This is a genomic window from Hymenobacter seoulensis (assembly GCF_054780535.1).
In genome coordinates this window covers 307,671-321,487 of record NZ_BAAGWD010000004.1, presented here as the reverse complement: position 1 = coordinate 321,487, position 13,817 = coordinate 307,671, and the positions used below count along the sequence as shown (strand labels likewise).

General features: G+C 55.7%; 11 protein-coding genes, 1 tRNA gene and 1 pseudogene. 6 read left to right on the top strand and 7 right to left on the bottom strand.

From position 1 onward, the window contains the following. Position 1: 1 nt before the first annotated feature. Together ACYVHC_RS17305 and ACYVHC_RS17300 are read left to right on the top strand one after the other, a co-directional pair. Positions 2 to 895, top strand: a complete 894-nt coding sequence (locus tag ACYVHC_RS17305; protein ID WP_460615045.1) for a DMT family transporter — start codon at positions 2 to 4, stop codon at positions 893 to 895. Between the two features lie 86 nt (positions 896 to 981). Continuing rightward, positions 982 to 3,621 carry a DUF5686 and carboxypeptidase regulatory-like domain-containing protein gene (locus tag ACYVHC_RS17300; RefSeq protein ID WP_460615044.1) on the top strand — a complete coding sequence of 880 codons (2,640 nt, stop codon included), beginning with the start codon at positions 982 to 984 and terminating at the stop codon, positions 3,619 to 3,621. 80 nt (positions 3,622 to 3,701) lie between these two features. Here ACYVHC_RS17300 and ACYVHC_RS17295 read toward each other — a convergent pair whose 3' ends face one another. The 3 genes from ACYVHC_RS17295 to ACYVHC_RS17285 form a co-directional block, all read right to left on the bottom strand. Next, entirely contained in the window at positions 3,702 to 3,986 is a 285-nt protein-coding gene (locus ACYVHC_RS17295) for a DUF4834 family protein (RefSeq protein WP_460615043.1), read from the bottom strand. Next, positions 3,986 to 4,762: a class I SAM-dependent methyltransferase gene (locus ACYVHC_RS17290; RefSeq protein ID WP_460615042.1), complete on the bottom strand. Its 777-nt coding sequence runs from the start codon at positions 4,760 to 4,762 to the stop codon at positions 3,986 to 3,988. The genes ACYVHC_RS17295 and ACYVHC_RS17290 overlap by 1 nt, the downstream gene beginning before the upstream one ends. 161 nt (positions 4,763 to 4,923) lie before the next feature. After that, a complete protein-coding gene (locus tag ACYVHC_RS17285; RefSeq protein WP_460615041.1) occupies positions 4,924 to 5,394 on the bottom strand; it encodes a hypothetical protein in 471 nt (156 codons plus the stop codon). Between the two features lie 142 nt (positions 5,395 to 5,536). On the opposite strand from ACYVHC_RS17285, the gene ACYVHC_RS17280 reads away from it, so the two are divergent. Continuing rightward, positions 5,537 to 5,609: transfer RNA gene (locus ACYVHC_RS17280), tRNA-Thr, on the top strand. A gap of 126 nt (positions 5,610 to 5,735) precedes the next feature. Here ACYVHC_RS17280 and ACYVHC_RS17275 read toward each other — a convergent pair. Further along, positions 5,736 to 6,305 (bottom strand): hypothetical protein, encoded by a 570-nt coding sequence (locus ACYVHC_RS17275; protein ID WP_460615040.1) that lies wholly within the window; start codon positions 6,303 to 6,305, stop codon positions 5,736 to 5,738. 419 nt (positions 6,306 to 6,724) lie between these two features. Here ACYVHC_RS17275 and ACYVHC_RS17270 point away from each other — a divergent pair, with 419 nt between their 5' ends. After that, entirely contained in the window at positions 6,725 to 7,483 is a 759-nt protein-coding gene (locus tag ACYVHC_RS17270; RefSeq protein WP_460615039.1) for an SDR family NAD(P)-dependent oxidoreductase, read from the top strand. A 71-nt stretch (positions 7,484 to 7,554) separates the two neighbouring features. On the opposite strand, the gene ACYVHC_RS17265 is transcribed toward ACYVHC_RS17270, so the two are convergent. After that, complete coding sequence (locus ACYVHC_RS17265; protein WP_460615038.1) at positions 7,555 to 7,929, bottom strand: hypothetical protein; 375 nt, start codon at positions 7,927 to 7,929, stop codon at positions 7,555 to 7,557. 315 nt (positions 7,930 to 8,244) lie between these two features. On the opposite strand from ACYVHC_RS17265, the gene ACYVHC_RS17260 reads away from it, so the two are divergent. Continuing rightward, positions 8,245 to 8,838 carry a C40 family peptidase gene (locus tag ACYVHC_RS17260; RefSeq protein WP_460615037.1) on the top strand — a complete coding sequence of 198 codons (594 nt, stop codon included), beginning with the start codon at positions 8,245 to 8,247 and terminating at the stop codon, positions 8,836 to 8,838. A gap of 167 nt (positions 8,839 to 9,005) precedes the next feature. Next, positions 9,006 to 9,359 (top strand): annotated as a pseudogene (locus ACYVHC_RS17255) (YkvA family protein); the annotation flags it as partial. Positions 9,360 to 9,878: 519 nt separating this feature from the next. Here ACYVHC_RS17255 and ACYVHC_RS17250 read toward each other — a convergent pair. Continuing rightward, positions 9,879 to 10,139 carry an acyl carrier protein gene (locus tag ACYVHC_RS17250; RefSeq protein WP_460615036.1) on the bottom strand — a complete coding sequence of 87 codons (261 nt, stop codon included), beginning with the start codon at positions 10,137 to 10,139 and terminating at the stop codon, positions 9,879 to 9,881. A gap of 227 nt (positions 10,140 to 10,366) precedes the next feature. Beyond that, positions 10,367 to 13,783 (bottom strand): efflux RND transporter permease subunit, encoded by a 3,417-nt coding sequence (locus ACYVHC_RS17245; RefSeq protein WP_460615035.1) that lies wholly within the window; start codon positions 13,781 to 13,783, stop codon positions 10,367 to 10,369. Between the last annotated feature and the right edge of the window lie 34 nt (positions 13,784 to 13,817).

Here is a 13,817-nt window from a genome sequence, read left to right as displayed (position 1 = left end):
CATGAAGAACAGTATGGGTGTACGGTACATGCTGTTGAGCACGGTATTTTTTGCCCTGCTGAACGTGAGCGTGAAATTGCTGCACCACTTGCCTCCGCTCGAAATCATCTTTTTTCGTTCGGTAATTTCCTTGCTTTTTAGCTACAGTGCCTTGCGCCAGCAACGGGTAAGCCCCTGGAGTACGCCCGACAAACGGTTTTATCTGCTTTCCCGCGGTGTTACGGGGGCGCTGGCCATTATTCTGTATTTCTACACGCTGCAAACCCTGCCCCTCGCTACGGCCGTTACCATACAGTACCTGGCACCTATTTTCACGGCTATTCTGGGCATTTTTCTGGTAAAGGAGAAAGTAGCCGGCTGGCAATGGCTATTTTTTCTGGTGTCGTTTGCGGGGGTAGTGGTAGTAAAGGGCGTTGATACGCGGGTGGAGCCGTTGCAGCTGGCGCTAGGGGTTGCCTCGGCCATAGCCGCGGGGCTATCTTATAACTCTATCCGGAAAATGGGCGGGCAAGAACACCCCTTGGTGATCGTGCTGTACTCGCAATTGGTAGTAGTACCCATCAGCGCCCTATACACCGGGCTGAACTGGGTGGCGCCGCTGGGTTGGCAGGAATGGGCTTTGCTGGCACTTACGGGCGTGTTCACGCAGCTTTCGCAGCTCTACAAAACCAAGGCCTACCAAGCCGGGCCGCTGGCCAGTATCAGCAGCCTCGACTACCTGGGCATTGTGTATGCGGTGGGGCTGGGCTTCGTATTTTTTGAGGAGAGCTTCGGGCTCCCCTCTTACCTAGGGATGGCGCTGGTGCTGCTGGGTGTGAGCCTAAACACCTGGTATCTGTTGCGCCAGCGCCGAGTGGTAGCACCGCCGCGAGCCGCTGAAGAGGTGCCTGCATAAGTAACCCGCGTGTCATTTTTAGCGCAAAACCAACCATTGGCGGCGGTATTTCATCTATCTTGAAACTCCTCGTGACTTTACCCCAGATGCCCCGTTATTCTCTCGCGCTATTTCTATTTTTTTCGGTACTGACATCAGTGGCCCAGGCAGGCATTGTGCGTGGGCGTATTGTGGATGTAAAAGGCGCCCCGCTGGCTTTTGCCAACGTAGCCGTTCGCAATACCACCACCAGCACCGCCTCCAATGAGCAAGGCAACTACCAGCTGCGCTTGCCGGCCGGCACCTACGAGTTGGTGTTTCAGTACGTGGGCTTTAAGCCGCGCCTCGAAACGCTGCGCGTAGCCGGCGGCGACACGGCCACCACCCTCAACGTAACCCTGACGCCGGAAAACTACCAGCTCCGCGAAGTGGTAGTGCGCTCCACTGACAAAGACCCGGCCTATGCTATTGTGCAGCAGGCCATGCAGTGGCGCCGCTACCACCAGCGCGAGGTGGCCGCGTTCAAAGCCCGCACCTACATCAAAACCCTAGGCCGCTTTACGGATGTACCAGGCAAGATTCTGGGCCTAGTGAAAGTAGGGCCCGACATTAAGCCCGGTATTTTTTACCTCTCTGAAACGGTGTCGGAAATGAGCTTCCGCCAGCCCAATGTGGTCCAGGAGCGCATGATTTCCTCCCGGGTAAGCGGCGACACGAAGGGCATCAGCTTTAACCGGGCCAGCGCGGGCCGGGGCCTCAACTTCTACCAGAATGTACTGAAAAGCGGCTTTTCGGAGCGGGGCTTTGTGTCGCCGATTGCGGCCAACGCCCCGTTGTTTTACCGCTACGAGCTGGAGGGCAGCACCCGCCAGGGCGCCCTTCTTATTCATAAGATACGCGTGACGCCCCGCCGCCGCACCGATCCGGTGTTTGCTGGCCACATCTATATTGTGGATGGCACATGGCGCCTGCACTCAGTGGCGCTGGACCTAAGCAAAGACGCTCAGCTCGACTACGTGGATAACCTGCACATTGAGCAGATTTTCTCGCCGGCGCCCGGCCCTTCCGATGTATGGGTGATGCAGTCGCAGAAAGTGACGGTGGGCTTCACGGCGTTTGGGTTTAAGGGCAATGGCTACATCACGGCCATGCTCTCTAACTACAAGGTTACGCCCACCTTCCCGAACCGCCCGGCGCCCACTACCCCTGCCCCCGCTGCCAACCCCGACGCGCCGGATGACGCGCCGGTTACCCGCGAAACGGTAGCCCAAGTCAAGAAACAGAAGCCCAACCTAGCGGGCCTGACCAAAGCGGTGCGCCGCCAAAGCCGCCAGGCTGAGCCGCGCGACACCACGGGCCTGAGCATAGGTAAAATGAAGCGCGGCGAAGTGATGTTGGTAGAAAAAGGCGTGAATGAGCGTGACACCAGCTACTGGGCCGACATCCGGCCAGTGCCGCTTACGGAGGAAGAGCAGAAGGACTATCAAGTAAAAGACAGCACCGAGGGTATCCGTAACTCCCGGCCCTACCAAGATTCGTTGGACCGCAAGCGCAATGAAATTGGGGCTGGAAAGCTGCTGGTTACCGGATATGTGCACAGCAACACCTTCCGGAAGCGCCAGTGGTTTATTGCCCCAGTATTCAACATTCTGAACTATAACACGGTAGAGGGGCTAGTAGTAAACCCCGAGGCAACCTACACCCAACGCACCGACGACCGGCGCATGTGGTCCGTGACGCCGGCCCTGCGTTACGGCTTCAGCAACGAGCTGCTTAGCCCCAGCGTGGCAGCCTCCTGGCAGCTGGATGCGGTGAAGCTTTCCCGGGTGAGCATCCGAGCTGGTCGTATTATTGAAAACTTTGACCCAGGTAGCCAGCTTACGCCCTTCATCAACACGTACTACACTCTGCTAGAAAACCGCAATTATGCCAAACTCTATCGCCGCGATGGTGTGCAACTAGGCTACGAGTGGGAACCGGTGAATGGCCTGACGGTGGAAGCCAAAACCAGCTACTTCACGCGCCATGAGCTGGAAAACACTACCTACAAGTTGCTGCTAGACCAAAAGGGCCAGGCTTTCACCCCGAATGCCCCCGTGAATGCCGAGCTACCAGGCGGTACCAGCTTTGGCCGTAATCAGGCCCTCACCACGGAGCTAACGGCTTCCTTCCGGCCCGGCCAGCGCTACATTACCCGCCCCGATGGCAAGTTCAACTTAGGCTCCAAATACCCCACGTTCCTGTTCACATGGCGGCAAGGGGTAGGTGGGCTACTAGGGTCCGATGTGCGCTATACCCTGCTGGAAGCCGGCATTCGGCACTCCGTAAGCTTGGGGCTGCTGGGCACTAGCAATTATCGGGTGGCGGCTGGTTTCTTCCCGGGTTCGCCGCGCCTCTCGTTCATGGATTTCCGCCACTTCAGCGGCAACCGCACTTACCTCACCGAGGACTTCGCCAAGTTTCAGCTGCTGGATTATTACCGCTTTAGTACCCAGGACCAGTTTTTGGAAGCCCACTACAACCACCATTTCAATGGGTTTTTGCTGAACAAGGTACCACTGCTGCGCCGTCTGCACTGGCAGGAAGTGGCCTCGCTTAACTATCTCACTACCCCTACCGCCAACCACTACCTGGAACTGGGGGTGGGCGTAGAGCATGTGCTTAAGTTTGGCCGGATTGACTTTTTCACCAGCCTACAGTCAGGCAAGCGCGCCGGCACCGGTATCCGGATGGGTTTCGGCTTTTAACTACGCTAGTACCATGCAAAAGCGGCTGTTGCGCGGAGTACACCTCCTAACAACAGCCGCTCTTTCTTTATGATCTGGGGCTATTTCAGCTCCTCAAAGTCAACGTACTCACCACCCGTAAACTCTTTTGGCTTTTTGGGTTTCTGGCGGGGCGGGACATAGTCGACGTTTACCTCGCCCGTGTTGGAGGCACTTGAAGCGCGGGGCTCAGGACGCGGGGTTTCAAAGGGGGCGCCACCAAACTGCTGCCCAAAACGCTGTGCTTGTTTCTTAACCAGTTTGCCGACGACTATCCGGAGTATCACGGGCAGCACAAAGCGCATGATAAGGGACAGAACCAGCAGAATGAGCAGGAATTTAACCATTAGCGAAGCTCAGAGGAAGAGGGCGATGAAGTGGGTTGAAAGTAAAAATCGGCCGCAACGGCGCTGGTGAGCTGCGCTTCGGAACACGGTATGAGCTCAAAACGCTCGGAAAGCACAAATGGTTTATAGCCGAGCTCTGCCAGCAAGGAAGTCACGGCCCGGCGGTTTTCCAAGCCATTGAGCTCCGTCTGGATAAGGGGCCGGAAACGGCGCAGCGTGGCTTGCATGTGGCGAAATACTTCGTGCTCAAACCCTTCCACATCGCACTTCACAAAATCAAGCCGGGGCAGGCTTGCAAACAACGTATCGGGCACGCGCATGGGCACCTCGTAGGTGCGGGCATAGTGTTCATGGGGGTTGCTGGCAGCCACCTTGGTCATGCCGTGGTGCAGCAGGCCATTGCGCTCCGGCGTGCCCATTTGTACCATGGTATCGGAGCCGCCAAGCGCATAGGGCAGCAAGGTCAGGTTCCGGACGCCGCTCAGCTGCACATTGTCTTTCCAGATGGCCTGAAAATCCGGAATGGGCTCCACGGCCAGCACTTGCCCCTGTGGGCCAGCCAGCCGAGACAGGGCCACGGAGTAGTAGCCCAGGTTGGCGCCAATATCCAGGCACACAAATCCGGGCTTGATAATCTGTTGCAGGAAAAACAGCTCGGGGTACTTCTGGCGGCCCCAGCCCGCTTCTACCAGCCGCAGGTACACCCGACTTACTAGCCGGATGTAGCGCTCAAAACCCAGTGTGCGGACCAGCAGCTTGCGCAGTTGTTTCATCATAACACCGCAAAGATGCCGGAAACCGAGGAAATCAGAATTCTCAGGCTCTTAAATCAGAAATAGGCAAAGAAACCTCACGCCACAACGTGCCTGCTATTTACTAGGTACCCAACTTGGCCCGAACCTACTTACTGCACCAGAGCACGCATTTTTGCAGTTATCTACTCTCGAGCTAGCTGCCGACTCCAGAGCTGCGACACGCTTGCGGCCACTAAGCCGCCTAGTAGGTACCATGCCACCGTCATGGCCTTGGTTTGAGTGGTTCGGTTGCTTGGTCCGTCGCCGAGGCCTAGTGGCCCGGGCAGCACCACACCCCCAACGCCGGCAGCCAAGCCCAAGGCCGCACCACGCCACCATACCCCAGCGCCCGTGCCTACTAAGCTGTAATACAACCCGTTGCTCACTAGGTCGCCGAGCATGGTAAGGCCATAGGCCGTATCTGCATCGGGTTGCGGAGCGTTGGCTTTGAACAGAAGCTTGCGCAAACCTCGCTCACCCAGAATATCCATGCGCGGCGCATCAATGGGGCGCACTTGCCGCATGGTTTCGTGTACCAGAGTCAGGACCAATGCGCCGGCAAAGCCGCTGCCTACTGCTTGGCCGAGAGAAGAAATTGAGGTGGAAGAGTGCATAGCGGATAGATGAGTAACGAGTGATGAATACGGTTTGACTGCTGAAATACGGGGTTTGGTAAAAAATTACCCCTAGGGTTTGCACGTTGTTCGGTGGGCTTTCTATCTTTGCTGCCCCTACCGGATTAGCTGGTTCGGAAATGCCTCTTTAGCTCAGTTGGTAGAGCAGCTCATTCGTAATGAGCAGGTCGTTGGTTCGAGTCCAATAAGAGGCTCTCAAACGCCGCTTTCCTTTTCAGGGAAGGCGGCGTTTTTTTATGGCCGTTGCTACACACAAAAGCGGGCGGAAAGATGGGTATCTCTCCGCCCGTTCTGGCGTTTAAGGCAAATTTGAGGTTGGCTTACAGATCGGTAGCGTAGTCGTCCTCGCCGTACGTGCGCGACGTGGTGCCGCGGTATACTGACTCGCTGGAGCTATTCCACTTGTCTGAGCTTTTCTTGTCGGCGCTGTTCCACTTCGAGCTTTTGTCGCTGCTGTCAGCGGAGCCGCGGTACGAACGGTAGGTTTCGCCTTTTGAGCTGCTGCTCTTCGAGCGCAGCGCCAGCCAGCTTAGGCCGCTTACCAGCAGGGCGCCTCCTACCACTTTCTGGGTAGGCGACAGGCGGTTAACCTGGTCAATGGCTTTCGTGCCTAGGTCCTTTACTTGCTTTAAGTCGATATTTTTCAGCCACTGCTGCTGATCCAGCCACGAGTTTTGCTGGCCCGACTGGCTAGAAGAGTTCGAACGGCCTTGCGATGAAGCACCCGATGTCTGCGAGTTGGAGCGGCTAGCCTCGTTGTAAGCCGAAGAAGCCGTGTTATCCGCATTTTCAGCGGAGCCGCTGGCGCCTTGGTTGGCCTCGTTGGCAGGAGTGAAGGTTACGTGCTTATGGGCGGGAGCGCCGGGTTGGTTGGGCTTTTGCGTGCTCATAGAAAGGGAGGTTAAGTAGTAGAACTAGTTGATATCAGGCGATTAGCCGATTTCTATCCCCTATTCGTGAAAACCCTTCCGAAGGTTATAATTGTTCTAGTAAAATTTATCAAATATTAGCCTAATCCAACTTAATTCTCCTTTTCGAGCTTGCAGGCGGCTCCCAATTGGTAGCTGGTGTATACCACGAAGGCTAGTAATTGAAGTGCGCTAGGCTAGATGCACATGGCGTGTGCTATAAAACAGGCATGAGGTTTTGGGCAATTTCTGCTCTCCGCTCAAGCAGAACGGTACTCCGGCTATTTTCGCTTACCTCTACTTGCCTCAAACTTCCGTATTCTGGCCTTATACCAGCCGACCGAACCAACAATCAGTGGCCTGTTCTGTTGGTTGCCAGCATCTACCCTACCTGTACTGCCATGCCATTTTCCTCTGTGCCCGACCGTAACAAGCGCTTCCAACACAAGATTTGTCTGGTGACGGGCGCTACCTCGGGTATTGGTCGGGCCGTGGCCATCCGGTTGGCCCAGGAGGGCGGCAGTGTGGCCGTACTAGGTCGTGATGCGGAAGAAGGCAAGGAAACGGTTCAGCTTATTCAAAAAGCGGGCGGCAGTGCCCTGTTTATCCGGACGGATGTAGGCAAAGACAGCCAGCTAGTGCGCGCCGTAGAGCGTACCATAAAAGAGTGGGGCCGCATCGATGTATTCATCAACGACGCCGGCATGATGACCTTTGATTCCATCCAGAAACTAGACCCCAAGCACTGGGATGAGCTGATGCAGGTAAATCTGCGGCCGTTGTTTCGGCTGACCCAGCTCTGCCTGCCTCACATGAAGCACGGTGCCATTGTCGCTGTCAGCTCGGTGCACGCGGCGCAAACTACGCCCAATGTAGTACCCTACGCCGCCAGCAAAGGCGCCACGGAAGCCTTTGTGCGCGGCCTCAGCCAGGAAGTTCCGCATACACATGCGCGCATCAACGCCGTGGCCCCCGGCGCTGTGGATACGCCCATGCTCTGGAATAACCCCAACGTAAAAAACGGCCACGAAAAAATTACGGGGCAGGTAGGTACGCCCGAAGAGCTAGCAGCGGCTATCTGCTTTATGGCTTCACCTGAGGCTAGCTTCATCAATGGCACAACCCTAGTGGTAGATGGTGGCCGCTTGGCGGCACTCTAGGCAGCTACTACCGGTGGCACCATAGGGTTTGGCCTACCTACATACCTAGTAAAACAACCTATAGCGGTAGTCTACGCCTTGCCCTGCCTGGCTTTGGGTGTGGGATGGCGCTCGGCTTCAGTTGGCAATGGTAGCCCTTGCGCGTACAGATGGGCATTGAGCTCGGCAGCTTCGCGGGCAGCTACTTCAAACGGGATGTTATAATAGCCGTGGCGCATCCAGTCGAGGAGGTAACGCGCCAAGAAGCCTAGCCGACCAAACTGCCGATACTGCTGGATGTGCTCCATCTCGTGCGCCACCCAAAACGGGTCGCGCAGAAACTCCTCTTTGGAAACCCCGCTCAGGTGAATACTGGCGCCGAGCACCATGGCCACATTGCCCGCCCCGAGCTTTAAGCGAGCGAGGCGGGCCAACGGGGAATTCTCAACAATACGGGGCAGCTCCATAAGCAGGTAAAAACGGGCCGGAGTATACGCAGACGGTTTGAGACCAGTTGGCTTTTACGCCATGATTTTTTCAAAAATAACTTGACTCCTAAGAAGAACTTTCACCTGAAAAGGTACCAAAGCTTGGTGCTTCCGGAAATTTAGACCTAGCTTTAACCACTGGCCATCGAACTGGACTACTGGTTTGGCGACCAAAAAGACCTTTTTTGTTTCTCTTTTTGCTATCCGGACTGCCCGGTTGCCTATCGAATAAAGGAAGTACGCCTACGCTATCTGGTTGCCCCCGATAGTGCTTTTGACACCCCTCGACGGACAATGAAAAACAGCATACTGTATTGCCTCGCCGCGGCCTCGATGGTCCTCTCTTTTTGCTTCGAATCCAATCCTACGGCTGCTTCCTCAGCCACAGCTGCCCAAGAGGCATCTTTCTTTAGCACGCTGCTCTCCGGCACGGATGAGCCCCGCCTGCTTACTTCTTCTGATTCTCTGGCCTACGATAAAGTAGCCCATAAGCTAGGCATCGATGCCAGCTATACCGAAGACCAGTCATTGCTCGAAACTGTGGTTTCCTGGCTCGGCACCCCTTACCGCTACGGCAGCAACAGCAAAAGCGGCACCGATTGCTCTGGGTTTGTAACCCGCGTTTTCAAAGAAGCTTACGGCATTACCCTGCAGCGCAGCTCTCGCTCCATGTTCAGCAGCGTGAAGCATGTGCAGAAAAGCGAAATGCAAACCGGCGACCTGGTGTTCTTCCGTCGCGGCCCAGGCCAGCCCATCTACCACGTAGGTATTTATCTGAAAGATGGCAAGTTTGTGCATTCGGCCACCAATGGCGGCGTGATGGTAAGCTCACTAAACCAGGCCTATTACAGCCGCAATTTTTATGCTGCTGGTCGCGTAGACCGCTAGGCCCCTTACGCGCAGCAACCGATTGTAAACGCTTCGTTCAGCAGAACGAAGCGTTTTTTGTTTTTTTGCAGCTTTCTACCCGCTTAAAACCATTTTGCTCCAACGGAGTATAGCACCACGTTGGAGCATTTGTCTGCTCCTGCCACCATTCTCTCTCCTACCGCTCCATGGACAAGCAAAACCCTAAAGGCGAACATATTGCCTCTTCCCCCCTCTTCAAAAAGTTTGTCGGCAAAGCTGAAGAGTACATAAAAAAGCCCACGCGCATGAAGCAGCTGCTGAATGACGCGTACCAGAAGGCCAGCGACAAAAACGACGTGGGTACCATTGCCCACGAGGCTTGGGAAACGCTCCAGTCGTTGTTCCGCCTCATTCGCACTTCAGTTTCCGGCGAGTACACCGGTCTGCCCACTTCTACAGTAATAGCGGCGGTGGCCGTCACCATTTATTTTCTGAGCCCCATCGACCTGATTCCGGACTTCATTCCGGTACTAGGCTTGCTTGATGACGTAGCCCTAGTGGCCTGGTTCAGCACCACTATCAAAGAAGAAATGGACAAGTTTCTGGAGTGGGAGAAGACCCGCCCCACACTGGTAAGTGACGCCGTCATTGTGGAAGACAAGGCAGCTCATTCGCCTTCTATCGACCCCGTGGAAGCACCTGCTGTTAATCGCTCGGCTTCTTCTAACACCGATTCCGGCATCAGCTCGCCTGATAGCAGCAAGCCTGCTCCGACCACTATTACTGACCCAACTACTCCGGCTGATGCTAAGCCGCACGCTGATGCTGCTGCCAACACCACGGACAGCAGCCGCGAGCCACGCCTCAGCGCCGACTCCGGCCGGCCCAGCGGCGGCGACGCAGGCGGCAACGTTCGCTAGCCGTTCGTAAGCACCCAAACAAGCCAAAGCCCCTGCAGCCAGAATGCCATTCACATGGTACTCTGATTGCAGGGGCTTTGGCTTGTTTGGGTACCTAGTAACTCTTAAGGAGAGAAACATAGCACAGCACCAGTTGGGCGGTTGCTACGCCTGCAGCTACTAGGCTGCTTTTGCGTGCGAAGTCACGTAATCAACAAAGTCGCCGATGGTAGCCAAAGGCACTTCATCGGGGATGGTGATATCAAAATTACGCTCCAGCTCCAGAATGATATCGACCACATCTACGGTGTCGAAGCCCAGCTCCTGGCTGAGGTTGCTGCCAATACGCAGGCGCCGGGCCTTTATAGCCTTGCGCTTGCTGATAATGCGCAGCACTTGCTGCTGAATGGTTTTGGGGTCGGTAGTCGTTGAGAAATACATAAGAGAGAACGACAGGGTACGAGATGCTACTAACACGGGTGGGCCTGGTCCGTCAGACGTTCCCTCGCCCTTTCGGGCGGAGGAGTACTGTGGGCAACAAAATGGTTGCAAGGCCTCCCAGAAAAATTGCACTAGCCGCTTGCGCTGAGCTCTTTCCCCTGGCAAACACGGCCAGTACCTCAAGGATACCAAGCCAATGTTTGCCAGGGTTTGAGCTGAAAGCAAGCCTAGTACTCAGCCAGCACGGGCGGGCGAGCGGCCTCTACTTCTTCGGTAGATACCGGAGACTCCGGATTCTTATTCAGACGCAGTTTCAGGCTTTCGGTGAGCAGGTACATCACCGGCACCACCAGCAGGGTAATTCCGGTGGCAAAAACCAGTCCGAAGATGATGGTCCAGGCCAGCGGGCCCCAGAAGGTTACGGATTCGCCGCCGATAAAGAAGTTGGCGTGGCCCGAGTTGAACAGCTCGTAGAAGTCGATGTTCAGACCGATTGCCAGCGGAATCAGACCTAGGGTGGCGGCCGTAGCTGTCAGGATTACCGGGTTCAGACGCGTCCGGCCGGCCAGCACAATGGCCTCCCGCAGCGGCATGCCTTGCGAGCGAAGGATATCCGTGAATTCCACGAGCAGAATACCGTTTTTCACCACAATACCAGCCAGTGCAATTATACCCACGCCCGTCATTACGATACTGATGTTCATGCCCGTTACGGCCAAGCCCAGCATTACCCCAATAATCGAGAAGATAATCTCGGTCAGAATCAGGATGGGCTTGCTCACGGAATTGAACTGCATCACCAGCACCAAGAAGATAAGGGCAATAGCGCCAACGGCCGCCACTCCCAGGAAGGAGCTGGTTTCCTGCTGATCTTCCTGCGCGCCACCCATTTTAATGGTGTAGCCTGCCGGCGTTGGGTAAGCTTTCAAGGCCGTTTCAATCTGGCGCACCACATCGGGCCCGGTAAAGCCGCTGAGCACGTTAGACGAGATAGTAATCACCCGCTTCACGTCTTTGCGCTTGATACCGCCATAAGTAGTGCCGTAGCGGACGTTGGCCACCGACGAAATCGGAACCTGCCGGATGGCGCCGGTAGCGTCGCGGAACGTGAGGGGCGAGTTCAGGATGGCATCCACATCGGAGCGGTAAGGCTCGGCGTAGCGCACCTGAATTGGGTACTCGTCGTCGGGGGTCTTAAACTTGCTGGCCTCAGTGCCATAAATGGCCGTCCGAACTTCAGAGCCGATCTGGGCCGTGCTGATGCCTTCGCGGTTAGCGCGCACCCGGTCAATGTCTACCGCAATTTCGGGGTTGCGGTCTTCCAGGTTCGAGCGCAACTGCTCCACGCCGCCAATCTTCAGCGAATCAATGTAGCGGGTTACTTTCTTGGAGAGCTTGGCCAGGGTCTGGTAGTCGTCGCCGGCTACTTCAATGGCAATGGGCTTACCCGTAGGCGGTCCGCTCGATTCCTTGTCTACAGAGATTTCCGCGCCGGGAATGCCTTTCACTACCTCCCGGATTTTGTCCATGTAAGTAAGCGTCGGCGGGCCCGTACGCTCACTCATCTCCTTGAACGCCACGGCAACCTTAGCCAGATTCGACTGCGACGTACCAGAAGCCGAAGCCTCGCCGGGGTCGCTGGCGCCAATGGCCACGTTTGTGATGATGGATTCTACGTCGGGGTTATTCTCCCCTACTACGCCATTAATCCGCTTTTCCAGCACCCGGGCAACCGAGTCAGTAACTTCTACGCGCGTACCTACCGGCATTTTCAGGTAGGTGTACACAAATTTGGGGTCGCCGCTAGGGAAGAAGTCTACTTTGGGGCTGCGCGCGCCCACCGCAAAAATCGACACGAAGAACAGCACCACCATGCTTATCATCACCAGCGCCGGGTGACTGATGGCCCAGGTTACTAGGCTGGCATAGCCGTTCTGGAAGCGGGGCAGCACCTTGGTCTGGAACGCGGCAATCATGTGGATGAACACGAACTTATCCAGGAAGCAGAGCACGATGAGAGTCAGCGTTAGGTTGCCCACAAACGTGGAGCCGGCCACGTAGCCAATCACGGCAATCAGCGTCAGCACACCCATGGCTATCAAGAAGTTCTTGGTCAGCTTGGGCTTGTTGTCTTCGGCGTGGTGATCTTCGCGCTCCATGAACGACACGGCAAACACCGGGTTCATGATGAAGGCCACAATCAGCGACGACATCAGGGTCAGGATCAGGGTCACGGGGAGGTAGAACATGAAACTACCCACAATTCCCGGCCAGAACATCAGCGGCACGAACGGCGCCACCGTAGTGAGCGTACCAGCCAATACCGGGATAAACACCTCGCCGGCAGCATACTTGGCAGCTTGCGCCGTCGTCAGGTTGGGGTGCTCGTGCAGCAGGCGGTGCGTGTTTTCGATTACAACAATGGCATCATCTACCACAATACCCAGCGCCAGCAGGAAGGCGAAGAGCACAATCATGTTCAGGGCAAACCCGAAGCCCGGCAGCAGCACAAAAGCCAGGAACATCGAAATCGGCACGGAAAGGCCCACAAACAACGCGTTGGTGGTGCCCATGAAGAACATCAGAATCAGCGTTACCAGAATAAAGCCGATGATGATGGTATTGATCAGGTCGTGCAGCGTAACGCGGGTATCGTTGGAGGTATCGCCGGTTACGGTTATGGTCAGTTCCTTGGGTAGCGTTTTCTTCGACTCGTCGATGATCAGCTTGATCTTGTCGGAGGCGTCGATCAGGTTTTCGCCCTGGCGCTTAATCACGTTCAGAGTTACAGCCGTTTTACCATCGAGGCGAGCGTATGATTCCCGGTCTTTGAAGGCGTCGGTTACGGTTGCAATGTCACCTAGGCGCACAGCCGAGCCGTTTAGGTTTTTCACCTGAATGTCGGCAATGTCGGCGGCGCGTACATACTGGCCGGCTACGCGCACGGCCCGCTTCTGGGAGCCGACATCCACAGAACCACCGGAAATGGTGATGTTCTCACGGGCAATAGCAGCGCTGATATCACTGAAGCTCAGGCGGGAAGCCCGCAGGCGGTTCAGGTCCACATCCACGTTCACCTGCTGATCCAAGGCCCCGATGATATCCACGCGGGTAATTTCGGGCAGGGCTTCAATCTTATCCTGGAACTCGTCGGCAAACTTTTTCAGCTGGCTCACGGGCAGGTTGCCGGCCAGGTTCACGTTCATAATCGGCAGCTCCGAAAGGTTTACTTCCTGCACGGTAGGTGGCGAAGGCAAGTCGTTGGGCAGCTCATTCTGGGCCTTATCAACGGCGTCCTTGATGAGCTGCTTGGCGTACTGCACGTCCACGCCGGAGTCAAACTCCACGTCCACGATGCAATAGTCCTGGTTGGAGGTAGAACTGATTTTCTTTACCCCGTTTACGCTCTTGATTTCCTTTTCAAGTTGACGCGTCACCAAGTTTTCGATGTCCGTGGGTGAGGTTCCGGGATAAATAGTAGCCACGATGATACGCGGAATCACGATATCCGGAAACTTCTCTTTTCCTAGCTTGATGTAGGAGAAGATACCCGCCACGCACAGCAGCAAGGTGATAATGTAAATACTGGTTTTATTATCAATCGACCAGGAGGTCGGCTTGAACTCTTTCTCTAAATCCTGCATGAGTTCTGGTTTTGACGTTCTGGTGGTAGCGGGG

Coding starts and splice junctions, on each gene's coding strand:
- ACYVHC_RS17305 (WP_460615045.1), top strand. CDS start 2: ATGAAGAACAGTATGGGTGTACGGTACATGCTGTTGAGCACGGTATTT.
- ACYVHC_RS17300 (WP_460615044.1), top strand. CDS start 982: ATGCCCCGTTATTCTCTCGCGCTATTTCTATTTTTTTCGGTACTGACA.
- ACYVHC_RS17295 (WP_460615043.1), bottom strand. CDS start 3,986: ATGGTTAAATTCCTGCTCATTCTGCTGGTTCTGTCCCTTATCATGCGC.
- ACYVHC_RS17290 (WP_460615042.1), bottom strand. CDS start 4,762: ATGATGAAACAACTGCGCAAGCTGCTGGTCCGCACACTGGGTTTTGAG.
- ACYVHC_RS17285 (WP_460615041.1), bottom strand. CDS start 5,394: ATGCACTCTTCCACCTCAATTTCTTCTCTCGGCCAAGCAGTAGGCAGC.
- ACYVHC_RS17275 (WP_460615040.1), bottom strand. CDS start 6,305: ATGAGCACGCAAAAGCCCAACCAACCCGGCGCTCCCGCCCATAAGCAC.
- ACYVHC_RS17270 (WP_460615039.1), top strand. CDS start 6,725: ATGCCATTTTCCTCTGTGCCCGACCGTAACAAGCGCTTCCAACACAAG.
- ACYVHC_RS17265 (WP_460615038.1), bottom strand. CDS start 7,929: ATGGAGCTGCCCCGTATTGTTGAGAATTCCCCGTTGGCCCGCCTCGCT.
- ACYVHC_RS17260 (WP_460615037.1), top strand. CDS start 8,245: ATGAAAAACAGCATACTGTATTGCCTCGCCGCGGCCTCGATGGTCCTC.
- ACYVHC_RS17250 (WP_460615036.1), bottom strand. CDS start 10,139: ATGTATTTCTCAACGACTACCGACCCCAAAACCATTCAGCAGCAAGTG.
- ACYVHC_RS17245 (WP_460615035.1), bottom strand. CDS start 13,783: ATGCAGGATTTAGAGAAAGAGTTCAAGCCGACCTCCTGGTCGATTGAT.